The organism is Streptomyces coacervatus, from assembly GCF_029223485.1.
GTDB classification, from domain to species: domain Bacteria; phylum Actinomycetota; class Actinomycetes; order Streptomycetales; family Streptomycetaceae; genus Streptomyces; species Streptomyces coacervatus.
Genome location: NZ_JARHTP010000004.1, coordinates 509,275 through 526,067, shown reverse-complemented (window position 1 = coordinate 526,067; position 16,793 = coordinate 509,275). Strand labels below are relative to the sequence as shown.

General features: G+C 70.4%; 16 protein-coding genes. 12 read left to right on the top strand and 4 right to left on the bottom strand.

What is annotated here, in order from left to right; genetic code table 11:
• Positions 1-143: 143 nt before the first annotated feature.
• The 6 genes from P2Q00_RS13310 (at position 144) to P2Q00_RS13285 (ending at position 8,457) form a co-directional block, all read left to right on the top strand.
• Entirely contained in the window at positions 144-956 is an 813-nt protein-coding gene (locus P2Q00_RS13310) for an SAM-dependent methyltransferase (RefSeq protein WP_275772621.1), read from the top strand.
• On the top strand, positions 953-3,088 hold the full coding sequence (locus tag P2Q00_RS13305) for a putative bifunctional diguanylate cyclase/phosphodiesterase (protein ID WP_275772620.1): 2,136 nt from the start codon (positions 953-955) through the stop codon (positions 3,086-3,088). Before P2Q00_RS13310 ends, P2Q00_RS13305 begins: the two co-directional genes overlap by 4 nt.
• A gap of 27 nt (positions 3,089-3,115) precedes the next feature.
• Entirely contained in the window at positions 3,116-4,381 is a 1,266-nt protein-coding gene (locus P2Q00_RS13300; RefSeq protein WP_275772619.1) for a serine/threonine-protein kinase, read from the top strand.
• Between the two features lie 121 nt (positions 4,382-4,502).
• Positions 4,503-5,366 carry an LLM class flavin-dependent oxidoreductase gene (locus P2Q00_RS13295; RefSeq protein ID WP_275772618.1) on the top strand — a complete coding sequence of 288 codons (864 nt, stop codon included), beginning with the start codon at positions 4,503-4,505 and terminating at the stop codon, positions 5,364-5,366.
• Positions 5,367-5,508: 142 nt separating this feature from the next.
• Positions 5,509-7,074, top strand: coding sequence for a cellulose binding domain-containing protein (locus P2Q00_RS13290; protein ID WP_275772617.1), 1,566 nt, complete (start codon positions 5,509-5,511; stop codon positions 7,072-7,074).
• 132 nt (positions 7,075-7,206) lie between these two features.
• A complete protein-coding gene (locus tag P2Q00_RS13285; RefSeq protein ID WP_275772616.1) occupies positions 7,207-8,457 on the top strand; it encodes an MFS transporter in 1,251 nt (416 codons plus the stop codon).
• Between the two features lie 11 nt (positions 8,458-8,468).
• On the opposite strand, the gene P2Q00_RS13280 is transcribed toward P2Q00_RS13285, so the two are convergent.
• The 3 genes from P2Q00_RS13280 to P2Q00_RS13270 all read right to left on the bottom strand — a co-directional run bounded on the left by P2Q00_RS13280 (position 8,469) and on the right by P2Q00_RS13270 (position 9,968).
• Entirely contained in the window at positions 8,469-8,642 is a 174-nt protein-coding gene (locus P2Q00_RS13280; protein WP_275772615.1) for a hypothetical protein, read from the bottom strand.
• A 16-nt stretch (positions 8,643-8,658) separates the two neighbouring features.
• The gene (locus P2Q00_RS13275; RefSeq protein ID WP_275772718.1) at positions 8,659-9,015 is read right to left on the bottom strand and encodes a PRC-barrel domain-containing protein; all 357 of its coding nucleotides are present in this window, start codon (positions 9,013-9,015) and stop codon (positions 8,659-8,661) included.
• Between the two features lie 65 nt (positions 9,016-9,080).
• On the bottom strand, positions 9,081-9,968 hold the full coding sequence (locus P2Q00_RS13270; protein WP_275772613.1) for a LysR family transcriptional regulator: 888 nt from the start codon (positions 9,966-9,968) through the stop codon (positions 9,081-9,083).
• 120 nt (positions 9,969-10,088) lie between these two features.
• On the opposite strand from P2Q00_RS13270, the gene P2Q00_RS13265 reads away from it, so the two are divergent.
• From P2Q00_RS13265 to P2Q00_RS13245, 5 genes are all read left to right on the top strand, one after another.
• A complete protein-coding gene (locus tag P2Q00_RS13265) occupies positions 10,089-10,760 on the top strand; it encodes a succinate dehydrogenase (RefSeq protein ID WP_275772717.1) in 672 nt (223 codons plus the stop codon).
• A gap of 2 nt (positions 10,761-10,762) precedes the next feature.
• On the top strand, positions 10,763-12,709 hold the full coding sequence (locus tag P2Q00_RS13260) for a fumarate reductase/succinate dehydrogenase flavoprotein subunit (protein ID WP_275772612.1): 1,947 nt from the start codon (positions 10,763-10,765) through the stop codon (positions 12,707-12,709).
• Complete coding sequence (locus tag P2Q00_RS13255; RefSeq protein WP_275772610.1) at positions 12,706-13,455, top strand: succinate dehydrogenase/fumarate reductase iron-sulfur subunit; 750 nt, start codon at positions 12,706-12,708, stop codon at positions 13,453-13,455. Before P2Q00_RS13260 ends, P2Q00_RS13255 begins: the two co-directional genes overlap by 4 nt.
• Positions 13,456-13,758: 303 nt before the next feature.
• Positions 13,759-14,529: a GNAT family N-acetyltransferase gene (locus P2Q00_RS13250; protein ID WP_275772608.1), complete on the top strand. Its 771-nt coding sequence runs from the start codon at positions 13,759-13,761 to the stop codon at positions 14,527-14,529.
• Positions 14,529-15,335: a lysophospholipid acyltransferase family protein gene (locus P2Q00_RS13245; protein ID WP_275772606.1), complete on the top strand. Its 807-nt coding sequence runs from the start codon at positions 14,529-14,531 to the stop codon at positions 15,333-15,335. The genes P2Q00_RS13250 and P2Q00_RS13245 overlap by 1 nt, the downstream gene beginning before the upstream one ends.
• A 27-nt stretch (positions 15,336-15,362) precedes the next feature.
• On the opposite strand, the gene P2Q00_RS13240 is transcribed toward P2Q00_RS13245, so the two are convergent.
• The gene (locus P2Q00_RS13240; protein WP_275772605.1) at positions 15,363-15,836 is read right to left on the bottom strand and encodes a MarR family winged helix-turn-helix transcriptional regulator; all 474 of its coding nucleotides are present in this window, start codon (positions 15,834-15,836) and stop codon (positions 15,363-15,365) included.
• A gap of 67 nt (positions 15,837-15,903) precedes the next feature.
• On the opposite strand from P2Q00_RS13240, the gene P2Q00_RS13235 reads away from it, so the two are divergent.
• On the top strand, positions 15,904-16,773 hold the full coding sequence (locus tag P2Q00_RS13235) for an MBL fold metallo-hydrolase (protein ID WP_275772604.1): 870 nt from the start codon (positions 15,904-15,906) through the stop codon (positions 16,771-16,773).
• Positions 16,774-16,793: the final 20 nt, after the last annotated feature.

Sequence of the window (16,793 nt, the reverse complement as noted above, 5' to 3'; positions counted from 1 at the left end):
AAGGCGCAGTAGCGGGCGAATGCGGCACGTGCCGCAGGCAGTGACCGGGAACGGACGGTCAATTTCCGTTTCGGCTCGCCCCGTTGGCAGGCGATCAGTAGCCTCAGCTCGAACACCGGATCGCCTACGCCTTGGAGAGATAGATGGAGCGTCCCGCCTGGGCCCCACGGAGCATCGACATCTCGGTGCCCAGTGTCTCGCGGATCTACGACTATTACCTGGGCGGTTCGCACAACTTCGAGGTCGACCGGGAGGCGGCGCGCAAGGCGATGGAGTTCATGCCGGGACTCCCGAAGATCATGCAGGCGAACCGGGCGTTCATGCGCCGCGCGGTGCGCTTTGCTGCCGACGAGGGCATCGACCAGTTCCTGGACGTCGGTTCCGGGATCCCCACCTTCGGAAACGTTCACGAGGTGGCGCAGTCGGCGAACTCCGGCGCGCGCGTGGTGTACGTCGACCACGACCCGGTCGCCGTCGCGCACAGCCAGGCGGTCCTCGCGGGCAACGACGGCGCGGGAGTCGTCGCCGCCGACCTCCGCAAGCCCCGGGAGATCCTCGCGAGCGCCGAGGTGGAGCGCCTGATCGACCTGAACCGGCCAGTGGCGCTGCTTCTCGTTGCCATACTGCACTTCGTGGAAGACGCGGACGACCCGTACGAGGCGGTGGCCGAGCTGCGCGACGCGCTCGCGCCCGGCAGCCTGCTCGTGCTCACGCATGCCTCGTACGAGGGAATCCCGCTGCCGGCGGAGCGGGCCGAGGGCGCGGTGGACGTGTACAAGGACATCCGCAACCCGCTGATCATGCGCTCGCGCGAGGAGATCGCGCGGTTCTTCGAGGGGTACGACATGGTGGAACCGGGATTGGTGCCGCCGCCGGTGTGGCGGCCGCAGGAGGCGCCGGAGGACGAGGATCCATATGCCTTCTCCGGGTTCGCGGGCGTGGGGCGTACGGCGTGAGGGCGGAGCCGGACGGGCAGCCGGACAGACTGCGCAGGTTCGCGACCATCTGGAGCCGGGCAGTGTTCCCGGTGACCTCGACGTCGCTGACCCGGCCGGAGTTCGAGGAGCAACTCCTGCCGCTGGCCCGTCGGTTGAGCGAGGCGCTGCACGCCCGGATCCTCGACCTGGACGAGGGCAGGGCGGTCGGTGCCGCCCTCGTCGCCGCGCACTGCACCGACCCGGACGCCCTCACCCGCACCCTGGACTGCGTCGACGCCTACCTGGTGCTCTACTGCGGCGGGGACGGCGACCAGGAGGAACTGCGGGCGCGTTCCTCGCGGTTGCAGCACGCCATGGCCGCCGGGTTCGCCGGGGCGCTGCGCCAGCGGACGCTGGCCGAGCAGGAGGCGATCTCCGCGGCCGCCCTCCAGGCGCAGGGCGTGGTCGCCCAGGCGCTGCACGCCACCGAGGCCCGCTTCCGGGCGGTCTTCGAGGGCGCGGCCATAGGGATCGGCATCGCCGACCTGGAGGGCAACATCCTCCAGGTCAACGGCGCGCTGCTGCGCATGTTCGGCATCACGGACACCATGGCGTACGGCCGCAGGGTCCAGGAATGGACCCACCCCGAGGACGCGCCGCAGACCTGGAAGCTCTACGAGGAGCTCGTCCGCGGCGAGCGCGAGCACTACCACGTCGAAAAGGCCTTCTACCGCCCGGACGGAACGGTCCTGTGGACCAATCTGACGGTCTCCCTCCTGCGCGACGCGGACGGCAACCCGCAGTACCAGCTCGCCCTCATGGAGGACACCACCGAGCGGCGGCTGCTCAACCTCCGGCTGCGCTACGAGGCCACGCACGACGCGCTCACCGGCCTGCCCAACCGCACCTTCTTCTTCGAGCGCCTGGAGAAGGCGCTGGGCGCGGGCCGGGGCCAGCGCTACGGCCTGTGCTACCTCGACCTGGACGGCTTCAAGACCGTCAACGACAGCCTCGGCCATGCGGCCGGCGACCGGCTGCTCGTCGAGGTCGCCGACCGGCTGCAGGCCTGCGCGACCGCGCCCGGCGAGATGGTCGCCCGGCTCGGCGGCGACGAGTTCGTGGCGCTGACCACCGGCGCCGACACCGAGCGCGAGGTCGACGAGCTCGCCGCCCGCATCATGAACGCGCTCATCGCCCCGATCAGCATCGACGGCCGGGAGCTGACGGTGCGCGGCAGCATCGGCATCGTCGAAGGCCCGGCGGGCGAGCGCAGCCCGGCGGAGGTGCTGCGCAGCGCCGACATCACCATGTACCGGGCCAAGTCGGCGGGCGGCAACCGCTTCGAGCTCGCCGACGAGGAGGCCGACGCCCGCGCCATCACCCGGCACGGCCTCACGACCGCGCTGCCGGCGGCCCTGGACCGGGGCGAGTTCTTCATCGAGTACCAGCCGCTGGTCCACCTCGGCGACGGCAGCGTGCGCGGCGCCGAGGCCCTGGTGCGCTGGCTGCACCCGCAGCACGGCATCCTCGGCCCGGACCGCTTCATCCCGCTCGCCGAACACACCGGCCTGATCGTGCCGCTGGGCCGCTGGGTCCTGGAACAGTCCGTCCGCCAGGCGCGCGAATGGCGAGAACGGTACGACGATGCGGGCCCGCTCCGCATCAACGTCAACCTCTCGCCCTGCCAGCTCACCCACCCCGGCCTGGTCCAGGACACGGTCGACATCCTGGAACGCGCGGGAGTCGAACCGGACGCGCTGTGCCTGGAGGTCACCGAGTCGGCCCTGATCGGCGCCGACGACGACCTCCTCAAGCCCCTGCGCCGCCTCGCCGAGATGGGCGTCGACATCGCACTCGACGACTTCGGCACCGGCTACTCGAACCTGGCGAACCTGCGCCGCCTCCCGGTCAGCATCCTCAAGCTGGACCGCTCCTTCACCCAGAGCATGCAGCAGTTCCCGGCCGACCCCGTCGACCTCAAGATCGTCGAAGGGATCGTCTCCCTCGCCCACAGCCTCGACCTCGCGGTGACGGTGGAGGGCGTGGAAACCGGTGCCCAGGCCGAGCAGTTGCGGATACTGGGCTGCGACACGGCCCAGGGCTGGTACTACGCTCGCCCCGGCCCGCCGGACCGGCTGCACGAGCTGGCACTGGTGGACGCCACGGGCTGACGTACGCACGGGCACACAGGGGGACGGATGCCGGAGCGGCTGCTGGACGCGCGCTACCGACTGGCCGGCCGGATCGGTTCCGGCGGTATGGGAGAGGTGTGGCGGGCCTACGACGAACATCTGCACCGTGACGTGGCCGTCAAACTGCTCACGGGGGTCGGCGCAGGCCAGGACCACAGCCTCGCGGCCCGCTTCGTCCGGGAGGCGCGCGCCGCCGCGCGCCTGTCCAGCCCGTACATCGTCACCGTGCACGAGCTGGGCATGGCACAGGCGGTCGGTGACGCCGAGGTGCCGTACCTGGTGATGGAGCTGCTGAACGGGCGGTCGCTGGACCGGGTGATCCGTGAGGACGGCCCGCCGGTCCTGGCGCACACCGCGCGGTGGGCCGAGCAGCTGTGCCGGGCGCTCGGCACGGCCCATGCGGCGGATGTGGTACACCGCGACATGAAGCCGGCGAATGTCCTGGTCACCGGCGGCGAACGGGACGCCCCCGACAACAGCGACGACCGCGCGGTGAAGGTGCTGGACTTCGGCATCGCCCGCATCCTGGACGGCGCGGCATCGTCCGCCACGCTGACCGCCACCGGCTCGATCGTGGGCACGCCGGCCTATATGTCGCCGGAGCAGGCCCGCGGCGACGGACCCGTCGACCTGCGCACCGACCTGTACTCCCTGGGCTGCATCCTCTACGAACTCACCACCGGCCGCCCGCCGTTCGAGGCACCCGCCTGGCACGTCCTGCTGCTCAAGCACATGAACGAGCCGCCGCTGCCGCCGAGCAGACTGCGCCCCGGACTGCCGCGTGCATGGGACGAGTTGATCCTCGCCCTGCTGTCCAAGGAACCGGACGACCGCCCGGCCTCGGCGTTGGAGGTACGCGGCCTGCTGGCCGCGCTCGACGCCCCGGCACCACCCACCCCGCGCCCAGGAGGGCCGGCCGCCGAAGCGGCCACGCGGACGACACCGCCCCCACCGCGCTCGACCCCGGTCCGGCCCCCGACCCAACTGGACGCCGGGGGAGGGGCGTTGCAGCGCAGCGAGCCCACGGCGCCGCCACTCGCTGCCAAGGCCGACGGATTCCAGAAGCCCGCCCGGACCCGGGCGAACGCTCCGCAGCCCGCCGTCCGGTCACCCGGCATGGCCGAGCCCCTCTCGGCCGCAGCCGTCGTACTGGTGATCACGGGCCTCCTGCTGCCGTGGTGGGCGGCCATCGCACTCACAGCCGCCACCGGCACCGGCGTACACCTGCGCAACCGCCGCCGCTCCCGGCGCTATCTCGGCCGACACCTCTGACCTCGTCCTGAACGAGAGTTGAGACCGGCGCGGGCGTCCTATGTGCGTAATCGACGGCCCAACCAGTGGCATTCGTGCGCATGATGGGCTCGGAGTGAGTTTCCTGCGACCGGAGGCAGAGATGGACGTCGGAATCGGTCTTCCCAACACGGTTCCCGGAACGGAACCCTCCAGGCTGCTGGACTGGGCCCGGCAGGCAGAGGGGGCGGGGTTCAGCACCCTGGGTACGATCGGGCGGCTGGTGTACCAGGGCTATGAGGAGCTGATCGCTCTCACTGCGGCCGCCGCGGTCACCAGCAGGATCCGGCTGACGACGAGCGTGCTCCTCGCACCGCTCTACGCCAACGCCGCCTTGCTGGCCAAGCAGGCGGCGTCCCTGGAGCGCATCTCCGCCGGACGTTTCGTGCTGGGGGTGGGCCTCGGCGGGCGCGACGACGACTTCGCCGCCAGCGGGCTGTCGACCAAAGGCAGGGGGCGCCGCTTCGAGGAACAGCTGCGGGAGATGAAGGACATCTGGTCCGGCGAGGAGCGCGGATTCGCCGGCGCGATCGGACCGCGGACCGTGCGCGACGGCGGCCCCGAGCTGATCCTGGGCGGTACGACCGCGGCCAGTTTCCGGCGGGTGGCCGAGCTGGGCGACGGCTGGATCATGGGCGGCGGCACCCCGGAGATGTTCGCCCAGGCCGCGGCCGGCGTGGACGCGGCCTGGGCGGACGCCAAGCGCCCGGGCACGGCCCGCAAGCTGTCACTGGCCTACTTCGCGCTCGGCCCCGACGCCCGCGCGCAGGCCGACTCCTACCTCCTGGACTACTACGGCTTCCTCGGCGACGTCGCCGGCCAGGTCGCCGCGAGCGCCGCGGTGACCCCGGACATGGTCAGGGCCTATGTCGCCGCCTTCGAGGCGGCCGGCTGCGACGAACTCATCCTCGTTCCCACCGGATCGGGGCTCGACCAGATCGAACTGCTCGCCGAGGCGATGACCTGACCTGCCGTACGTGGGCCCTGCCGGGCGGAAGGCTTGACGGTCGGCCGACCGCTCTGTATGTACATGCCAGAAGGTTGGTATGGACCAATGCTGTGCGGCTTCACGCGCCGCCCCGGCGCCCACCCCCCAGTGGAGGCAGCAAATGCGAAGACCGTCGGTACTCCTCACCCTGTTCGCCGGGTTGCTTCTCATGATCCTGGCCCCGCCCGCCTCCGCCGCGGGCACACCGAACGCCGTCTTCTCCAAGACGTCGACCTGGGAGGGTGGTTACCAGGGCGCGTACACCATCACCAACGCCGGCAGCACCACCCTGTCCGCCTGGAGCGTCGAGTTCGACCTTCCCTCCGGCACCGGCGTCGGCTCGTACTGGGACGCGCTGCTCACCCAGAGCGGCAACCACTACACCTTCAAGAACCGTGAGTACAACGGCACTTTGGCGCCGGGTGCGTCCGCGTCCTTCGGCTGGGTGTCCAACGGCAGCGGCACCCCCGCCGGCTGCAGGTTCAACGGCGCTTCCTGCACAGGTGGTTCGAGCACCGACACCACGCCGCCCAGTGTCCCGGGCGGAGTGACCGTGGGCTTCGCGACGGCCTCCGCCCTGACCGTGCGGTGGAGCGCCGCGACCGACGACTCGGGATCAGTTGCCGGTTACGAGATCTCGCGCGACGGCGGCACACCCGTCACCGCGACCGGCACCTCGTACACGGCCACCGGGCTGCAGGCAGGCACGAGTTACTCGTTCCGGGTGCGGGCCCGCGATGCCGCGGGCAATGTGTCCGCCTACTCCGCGGCCGTCAGCGGCACGACCTCCACCGGCAGTCAGCAGCCCAGCGGGGGTCTGTCCACCGCGCCGTACATCGACATGGGCGCGTGGCCCACGCCGAGCATGCCCGACATGGCCTCGGCGAGCGGGCTCAAGAACTACACGATGGCCTTCATCACCGCCTCCGGCTGCAAGGCGATGTGGTTCAACGCCTACGACCCGCGTGACGGCTGGGCCAAGGACCAGATCGACGCCATCCGGGCCGCCGGGGGAGACGTCAAGGTCTCCTTCGGCGGCGCCAGCGGCATCGAACTGGCCCAGGCCTGCAGTTCGGTGGACGCGCTCTACGCCGAGTACAACGCGGTCGTGAACGCCTACGGCCTGAAGTACGTCGACTTCGACATCGAGGGTGCGGCCACCGCGGACCCAGCCTCCGTCGCCCGTCGCTCCCAGGCTCTGGCGCGACTGCAGCAGGCCCACCCGGGGCTGCGGATCTCGCTGACGCTTCCCGTCCTCCCGGAGGGGCTGACCGCGGACGGCCTGAGCGTGGTGCAGTCGGCGCGCGACGCCGGGGTCGACGTGGACGTGGTGAACGTGATGGCCATGGACTACTACCGCAGCGTCGACTACGGCGACGCCGCCGTCCAGGCAGCGCAGAGCACCTTCAGCCAGCTGAAGTCGCTCTATCCGGGCAGGACCGACGCCCAGGTCTGGGCGATGGTAGGAGTGACACCGATGCTCGGGCAGAACGACGACGGTCATGTCTACGACCAGGCCGACGCCCGCCAGTTGGTCTCCTTCGCCCAGGACAAGCACCTGGGTGAGCTCGCCTTCTGGGAGGCCACCCGGGATCGCAACGCCTGTACGGGCGCGCTGTACCAGTGCACCAACATCCCGCAGTCTCCCTACGAATTCGCGAAGATCTTCGCCGCCTACAGCGGCTGAAGCGCCGCCGACATGACATAGATCACTCCAGGGTGTGGCTCGATCTTGGAATGCGCGGCCCCGTAACCACTGCTGCAGTGGTTACGGGGCTTGCCCTGTTGCACTGCCGCTTTCGAAAGGTTCTCCCGCACCATGCCCCTGGCTCTGCTGGCCCTGGCTGTCGTCGCATTCGGCATCGGCACGACCGAGTTCGCCACGATGGGGCTGCTGCCCCAGATCGCTGACGGGGTCGGTGTGTCGGTGCCACACGCCGGCAACCTGGTGTCGGCCTATGCGCTGGGCGTGGTCGTCGGCGCCCCCGTGCTGACCGGCATCGGTGCCCGCGTACCGCACAAACGGCTCCTGCTGCTTCTGTCGGGACTGTTCGTGGTCGGCAATATCGCGTCCGCGCTTGCTCCCGACTTCGGTCTGCTGTTCGCCGCGCGTTTCCTGGCGGGGCTGCCGCACGGGGCGCTGTTCGGCGTCGGCGCGGTCGTCGCCTCCCGGCTGGTCGCCCCCGAACGGGCTGCGCGCGCCGTCTCGAAAATGTTCCTCGGACTGACCGTCGCGAACATCGTCGGCGTCCCGGCCGGGACCGCCCTCGGACAGCAGCTGGGCTGGCGGGCCGCCTACGCCGCCGTCGCCGTCATCGGTCTCGTCGCCCTCGCCGCGCTGGCCCTCTTCGTCCCGCACCAGCCACGCGGCCGGCAGTCCGGCATCCGGCACGAGCTGCGGGCCATGGGCAACAGGCAGGTCGCGATCGGCCTGGCCACGGCGGTCGTGGGCTTCGGCGGGTTCTTCGCCGTCTACAGCTATCTGGTGCCGATGCTGACGCACCTCACGGGCATCTCCGACTCCTCGACCACCCTGGTTCTCGCGCTGTACGGCGTCGGCATGACGCTCGGCACGCTGCTGGCGGGCCCCCTCACGGACCGGGCCCTGCGCCCGACGCTCCACGCGGGCCTTGCTCTGCTCGCCGCGGGGCTGGTGACGTTCTACTTCACCATCCACCACACCGTGCCGGCCCTGGTGACGATCACCTTCATCGGTGCGATGGGCGCCTTCGTCACCACCCCCGTCCAGATGCTGCTCATGGCCAAGGCGAAGAACGCGCCGACGATGGCTGCCGCCTCCAATCACTCCGCCTTCAATCTGGCCAACGCGGGCGGCGCCTGGCTGGGCGGACTGGCCATCTCCGCAGGTTGGGGCTGGGCTTCACCCAACCTGGTCGGCGCCGCCCTGGCCGTGGCAGGCCTCGGCCTCGCCTTCACGGGCGGCCTCATGGACCGGGGCAGCCGACGCTCCGAGGTGATCACGTCCTCCACGCCGGAGGCCTCGACGGAAGCGGGACACACCACGGCAGCCCGACCGGCGGCAACGCCCGGGGCCGGGGACCGGGGGTAGCGGCTGTCGCGTCAGCGCACCACGCGGTGCTTTCGTCCGCCACGGCGGAAGCGCAAGGCGGCGTACGCGAGATCGGCGACCAGAACGACGGCTCCGATGACCAGCAGGTAGAACAGGCCGTGCGCGGCGAATCCGATGATGCCGAGAACGACGGCCATCAGGGCGAGGAACAGAAAGAGACTCATCGGCGCTCCCGGCGGCTCAGCGACGGGCGAGACGGCGTTCGCCGCCGCCTCCCCGTGCATAGTCGAGTTCGTAATGCGCGAAGATCTCCGGCTCGTCCGTGGCGGGCAGCTCACCGTCGGTGTCGATCGCGGGGGCGTTCCTCACCAAGTCCTTGGGGTGAGCGACCTTGAGATAGCCCGGTCCGACGGTCGCGCCGGAGAGCGGCACGAAAACCAGGCGTCGGCGAGTGGGCAGACCCACTGTCACCGTCGCGAAGAAAGGCAGGTCGGTCGCGGTGTCGACATAGACCGCCTCCAGGACGCCGATCTTGCGGCCCTGCGGGTCGACCACGGCGTGACCACGCCATTCACGGATGTCGCCTGCCTCGAACATCATGAACCTCCGTAAGTGGGGTACCCCCTGATCGCGTTCCTGATGTCTGGAATGCCGCTTCTGGGTCAGCGCTCCAGCAGCATCCGCTGCAACTCGCGGGCGGCCCGCGGCGGTGCCACGTCGCTGCGGTGGGCCAGCGCGATGGTGCGGTGCAGTCCGGGCCGGGCGAGCGGAGTGACCCGTAGCCCCCGTCCGGACCGCGTCGCGACCATACGGGGTACGACGGCCACGCCGAGCCCCGCCCGCACGAAGCCCAGCACCGCGTCCATCTCGCCGCCCTCCACCGCGAAGTCCGGCTCGAAGCCCTCGGCGCGGCATGCGGCGACGGTCAGTTCGCGCAGGTCGTAGCCGTGCCGGAACATCACCAGGGGTGCGCCCTCCAGGTCGGGGATGCGCACGGTGCGCCGCCCCGGGCCGGTGGGCGCGGGCGACTCCGGCGACGACACCACCACCAGGTCCTCACGCAGCAGCTCCACCGTCGTCAGCGCGGGGGAGGGCGAGGGCAGCGGCAGCACGACCAGGGCGAGGTCGAGGGCGCCGCGGGCGAGTTCCCGTACGAGATCGTGGGAGCCGCCCTCCTCGATCAGCAGCCGGATGCCGGGATAGCGGTCGTGGAAGGCGCGCAGCACATCCGGCAGCAGACCCGTGCACACGCTCGGCGTCGCGCCCAGCCGGACCCGGCCGCTGCGCAGCTGCACCAGCTCCTGCACCTCATGCCGGGCCGTGTCCGCGTCGGCCAGGATGCGGCGGGCCAGCGGCAGCAGCGCCTCGCCCGCGTCGGTGAGGGTGATGTTGCCGCGCGCCCGCAGGAACAGATCGGCCCCGAGCTCCCGCTCCAGCGCCTTGATCTGCTGGGACAGGGAGGGCTGCGCGACATGGACCAGGTCGGCGGCCCGGGTGAAGTGCCGCGTCTCGGCGACCGCCACAAAGTACTGGAGCTGCTGGAACTGCATGGTCGTACGATAGCCGTTCCCTATGGAATCAAGCCGGACCATGTCTTGGACCGATCGGGACCTTCGGCCCTAGCGTCTTGACCCATGGCTCTGGCAACGCGGACGGACCGACGGCCGTCCATGGCGCGCACCGTGTGGGACAGCTCCGTCGGCAAGAAGACAGTGATGGCCGTCAGCGGCGTGATCATGCTGCTGTATCTGGTCGTCCACATGATCGGCAACCTGAAGATCTTCTTCGGGGCGGGCGAGTTCAACCACTACGCCCACTGGCTGCGCACCATCGGCGAGCCGTTCATGCACTACGAGTGGACGCTCTGGCTGATCCGGATCGTGCTCGTGGTCGCGGTCGTCGCCCACGCCACGTCCGCCTACCAGCTCAGCCGCCGCGACATCAAGGCGCGGCCCAGCAAGTACGTGCACAAGAAGCCGCGGGCGAGCTACGCGACGCGCACCATGCGCTGGGGCGGGATCATCCTGGGTCTGTTCATCGTGTGGCACCTCCTCGACCTCACGACCGGCACCGTGCACTCGGGCGGCTTCCAGGAGGGCCACCCGTACCAGAACGTCGTGGACACCTTCTCCACCTGGTACGGCAACGTCATCTACATCGTCGCGATGCTCGCCCTCGGCCTGCACGTGCGGCACGGCTTCTGGAGCGCCGCACAGACCCTCGGCGTCGGCAGCCGCACCCGCGACCGCGCGCTCAAGACCGTCGCCAACGTCCTCGCACTGCTGCTCACGGCCGGTTTCATCGCCGTACCCGTGGGCGTCATGACCGGAGTGGTGAGCTGACCATGACGTACACCGACTACGTGACCGGCGAACCGGTCACCGACTCCAAGGCCCCCTCCGGGCCCGTGGCCGAGCGCTGGGACAAGCGCCGTTTCGAGGCCAAGCTGGTCAACCCGGCCAACCGGCGCAAGCACACGGTGATCGTGGTCGGTACGGGGCTGGCCGGGGGTTCCGCGGGTGCCACGCTCGCCGAACAGGGCTACCACGTCGTCCAGTTCTGCTACCAGGACTCCCCGCGCCGCGCCCACTCGATCGCCGCCCAGGGCGGCATCAACGCCGCCAAGAACTACCGCAACGACGGCGACTCCATCCACCGGCTGTTCTACGACACCGTCAAGGGCGGCGACTTCAGGGCGCGCGAGTCCAACGTCCACCGCCTGGCGCAGATTTCGGTGGAGATCATCGACCAGTGCGTGGCGCAGGGCGTGCCGTTCGCCCGTGAGTACGGCGGCCTGCTCGACACCCGCTCCTTCGGCGGCGTACAGGTCTCGCGGACCTTCTACGCCCGCGGACAGACGGGCCAGCAACTGCTGCTCGGTGCCTACCAGGCCCTCAGCAGGCAGATCGCCGCGGGCAACATCGAGATGCACCCGCGCACCGAGATGCTCGACCTGATCGTCATCGACGGGAAGGCGCGCGGCATCGTGGCGCGCGATCTCATCACCGGCCGCATCGACACCTACTTCGCGGACGCCGTCGTCCTGGCCAGCGGCGGCTACGGCAACGTCTTCTACCTGTCGACCAACGCCATGAACTCCAACGCCACCGCCGTCTGGCGCGCCCACCGGCGCGGCGCCTACTTCGCCAACCCCTGCTTCACCCAGATCCATCCGACCTGCATCCCGCGCACCGGCGACCACCAGTCCAAGCTCACCCTGATGAGCGAGTCGCTGCGCAACGACGGCCGGATCTGGGTGCCGAAGGCCAAGGGCGACGACCGGCCGCCGAACCAGATCCCCGAGGACGAGCGCGACTACTACCTGGAGCGCATCTACCCGTCCTTCGGCAACCTGGTCCCGCGCGACATCGCCTCCCGCGCCGCGAAGAACGTCTGCGACGAGGGCAGGGGAGTGGGACCCGGCGGCCAGGGCGTCTACCTGGACTTCGCCGACGCCATCCAGCGCATGGGCCGCAAGGCGGTCGAGGAGAAGTACGGCAACCTCTTCGACATGTACGCGCGGATCACCGCCGAGGACCCGTACACCGTCCCGATGCGGATCTACCCCGCCGTGCACTACACGATGGGCGGCCTGTGGGTCGACTACGACCTGCAGACCACCGTCCCGGGCCTGTTCGCGATCGGCGAGGCCAACTTCTCCGACCACGGCGCGAACCGCCTCGGCGCCTCCGCGCTGATGCAGGGCCTGGCCGACGGCTACTTCGTGCTGCCGGCGACCATCAACGACTACCTCGCCCGCAACCCGCACCACGAGGCCGTCACCGCCCAACACCCCGCCGTACAAGAGGTGTTGGCGGAAACCGAGGACCGGCTCAACCTGCTCCTCTCCGTCGACGGCGACCGTACCCCCGACTCCTTCCACCGCGAAGTCGGCGAACTCATGTGGGAGTTCTGCGGCATGGCCCGCACCGACAGCGGACTGCGCAAGGCACTGGAGCGCATCCCGCAGATCCGCGAGGAGTTCTGGCGGCGCATCAAGGTGCCAGGCACCGGCGAGGAGTTCAACCAGTCGCTGGAGAAGGCCAACCGCGTCGTCGACTACCTCGAACTCGCCGAGCTCATGTGCCTGGACGCACTGCACCGCGCCGAGTCCTGCGGCGGCCACTTCCGCGAGGAGTCGCAGACCCCGGACGGCGAAGCGGCCCGCAGGGACGACGAGTTCGGCTATGCGGCGGCCTGGGAGTTCACGGGCACGGGCGAGGCCCCGGCCCTGCACAAGGAAGACCTCGTCTTCGAGTACGTCCACCCCACTCAGCGGAGCTATGCATGAAGCTCACCCTGCGCGTCTGGCGGCAGCAGAACGCCGACGCCGACGGCGCCATGTCCACGTACGAGGTGGACGGCATCTCCTCCGACATGTCGTTCCTGGAGATGCTCGACACCCTCAACGAGGAGCTCATCCTCAAGGGCGAGGACCCGGTCGCCTTCGACCACGACTGCCGCGAGGGCATCTGCGGTGCGTGTTCCCTTGTGATCAACGGGGATGCGCACGGCCCGGAGCGCACCACCACCTGTCAGCTGCACATGCGGTCCTTCAAGGACGGCGACACGATCGACATCGAGCCGTGGAGGGCGTCCGCGTTCCCGGTGATCAAGGACCTGGTGGTGGACCGGTCCGCGTTCGACCGGATCATCCAGTCCGGCGGCTACATCTCCGCCCCGACGGGCGCCGCACCGGAGGCCCATGCCACGCCCGTCCCGAAGCCGGACGCCGACTTCGCCTTCGAGCACGCGGAGTGCATCGGCTGCGGGGCATGTGTGGCGGCCTGCCCGAACGGGGCGGCGATGCTCTTCACCTCCGCCAAGGTCAACCACCTGAATGTGCTGCCGCAGGGTGCGCCCGAGCGCGAGACGCGGGTGCTGGACATGGTGGCGCAGATGGACGAAGAGGGCTTCGGGGGCTGCACGTTGACGGGGGAGTGTGCGACTGCCTGCCCGAAGGGCATTCCGTTGGTGTCGATCACGAGTATGAACAAGGAGTGGTTGCGGGCTACGCGGAAGGTGGCGAAGCGGTAGCGCCGTAGGGGGAGCGGTTGGGTGGCGGCTGCGGGTGCGTCGTGGCTTGTCGCGCAGTTCCCCGCGCCCCTGCGGGGGCGCTGCAGTGAACGTTCGCCGAAATCGTGCGGACGGGCGGGGTCGGGAGGTGCTCCCCGGCCCCGTCTCGCATATGTGCGGGCAGCCGTTCAACAACCGCACACCCGCTCTCTCTGCGCCGGACACGCGAAGGTCAGTCGGCATCGGAAGAACTGTTGAGGCCGGACCTACGGCACCGGCCCGCGCGTTGCTCCGCCGTCCCCGGCCGTTGACCAGGAGAGAACCATGACCGGCGTAACCACCCTCGACCGTCCCCCGAAGCCCGCCGCACCCACCCGCTACACCGTCACCATCGCCCGCGACGAGGCCGACGTGCGTGCTGCCCAGCGGCTGCGGCACGAGGTCTTCGCCGGGGAGATGGGCGCCCTGCTGGCCACCCCGCAGCCCGGCTACGACATCGACGCCTTCGACGCGTACTGCGACCATCTGCTGGTGCGTGAGGAGGTGACCGGCCAGGTCGTCGGCACCTACCGGCTGCTGCCGCCGGAGCGCGCCGCGGTCGCCGGACGGCTGTACTCCGAGGGCGAGTTCGACCTGACCGCGCTCGATGCGATCCGGCCCGGCCTGGTCGAGGTCGGCCGCTCCTGCGTCCACCCCGACCACCGCGACGGCGCCGTCATCGGCCTCATCTGGGCCGGGATCGCCCGCTACATGGTGGACCGAGGCCACGAGTGGCTGGCCGGCTGCTGCTCCATCCCGCTCGCCGACGGCGGTGCGCTCGCCTCCGCCACCTGGGAGAAGGTGCGGGGCAAGTACCTGGCCCCCGAGGAGTACCGGGTACGGCCGCTGCTGCCCTGGGTCCCCGACGCCGCCACGCCCGCCGCCGCCACCGAACTGCCCGCCCTGCTGCGCGGCTACCTCCGCCTCGGCGCCTGGGTGTGCGCGCAGCCCGCCCACGACCCGGACTTCGGGGTCGCCGACCTGTATGTGCTGCTGTCGATGCGCCGGGTCAACCCGCGCTATCTGCGGCACTTCCTCTCCCTCGTGCCGGCCTGATGAGCGTCTGGCAGCCCAGCGCGCCCTGCACCCCGGGGGCCTGCATCGAGGCGACGGGGTCCGCCACGGCCGTACCACGTGCCGTGCTGCGGATGGCGGCGGTCCTTGCCCTGGTGCTCGCCGGGGTCGTGCTGTCGCCGCTCGGCGGGCGGATCCCCGCCGAGCTGGTGAAGCGGTGGTGCCGGTGGATCGTGCGGGCCGCAGGGGTCCAGGTCCGTATGACCGGCACCGCCGCGCCCACCGGCGGACTGCTGCTGGTCGCCAACCACATCTCCTGGCTGGACATCCCGCTGCTCGCCGCCGTCCGCCCGGCCCGCATGCTCGCCAAGTCCGACATCCGGGACTGGCCCGTGGCGGGCCCGGTGGCCGCCCGAGCCGCCCTGTTCATCGACCGCAACCGGCTCCGCGCCCTCCCCGGCACGGTCGCCCGTATCGCCGACGCGCTGCGCGCCGGGCAGGCCGTCGGGGTCTTCCCCGAGGGCAGCACCTGGTGCGGACGCGCCCAGGGCAACTTCCGGCGGGCCGTCTTCCAGGCCGCCCTCGACGCGAACGTGCCCGTGCAGCCGGTACGTCTGCGCTACCGGATCGCCGGGGGTACGGCCAGCACGGCGCCCGCCTTCATCGGCGACGACTCGCTGCTGGCCTCGGTGTGGCGGGTGGTGACGGCGCGCGGGCTGGTGGCCGAGGTCGACGTACGGGACGCCATCGCGCCGGGCAGCCACCCGGACCGGCGCTCACTCGCCCGCGCGGCCCAGCCGGGGGCCACGGCCCAAGCGGACTGGATCCACGCGGCGTTGGTGGCCTAGAAGGCCTCGGCGCGAGGCGGGCCCCTGCTACCGGATCAGGTGATCGCACTCTTCGGCGGCACTCTCGTAACTGCCCAGCAGGAAGGCGTGGATCGCCGCCAGTTGGTCGCCGTCGAAGGTGGCCATCAGTCGACGGCTGCGGGCGTCGAGCCCTTCGTAGAACGAAGCGATCCGTTCGAGTCCTGGGGCCCAGGCCTCGACGAGTACGCGGCGGCGGTCGTGCGGGTCCGGTTGGCGCCGGACGTATCCGGCCTTCTCCAGGCGGTCGATCATGTGCGTGACCGCGCCGGTGGTGCGCCCGAGTCGAGAGGCGAGTGCGCCGGCGGTGGAGGCTCCGGCGCGGTTGAGTACGTGCAGGCAGAGCAGGTCGGTCTGCGCGATGCCGAGATGCTGGGCGATCAGGTCGTTCAGGCGTCCCAGGGCTCCGGCGAGGTCCGTCATGGACGCGATGATCCGGTTGGCCAGTTCGTCACTCTGGTCGTCCTGCGGTTTGACGGGCATCCATGACTCCATTTACCTTCATGATTAAGATACTTAGTGATGCAGGTATTGTATAAGGAGTCCGGCCATGGATGCCTGGTACGTGGACGACCGCTGCATCAACTGCGATGCCGCCCGACAGCTCGCGCCCGGCCTGATCGGCGAGGCCGGCGGACGGTCGCAGATCCTGCACCCGCCGAACGACGAGGCGGAATTACGGCGCCTTCACGCGGCCGCCTTCGCCTGCCCCACCCGCTCGATCCGCCCGGCGGCCGGGCGGCCGGACCAGACGCTCGACCCTTTCCCGATGGCCTTGGACGACGGCTTACTGCTGTGCGGGCACAATTCCCGGCACACCGCCGGGGCCAACTCCTACCTGCTGTTACGGCCGTCCGGCACGGCCATGATGATCGACACGCCCCGCTGGAGCCGTGAACTCGCCGAGCGTTACGCGGCATCGGGCCCCGTCACCGATGTGCTGCTCACCCACCGGGACCACGCCGCACACGGCCGACGCTATGCGGACCACTTCGGCGCCCGGCTGTGGATCCACGAGGGCGACCTCGACGCGGCACCGGACGCGGATCATGTGATCCGGGGCCTTGAACCTCTGCAGATCGGCGACGGGGTCACCGCCCATCCACTGCCCGGCCACACCAGGGGCAGCGTGCTCTACCTCGCGGATGACCGGTACTGCTTCAGCGGAGACAGCTTGTACTGGTCACGCGCCACCGGTGATCTGGAAGTCGTGCAGAGCGTGACCTGGTACTCCATCGAGGAGTTGGCCGCATCCTTGGCCAGGACGGCCGGACGGCTGCGCTTCGAATGGATCCTGCCGGGCCACGGCGACCGCCACCGGCTGGCCGCCGACGAGATGTCCCGGCGACTGCAGGCCCTGGCAGCACGCACGCGCCTGCTGCGCCCCGCGCCGATCGACTTCACGGCCGTCCGCTGGTGAGGGACCCGGCCCGACCGGCA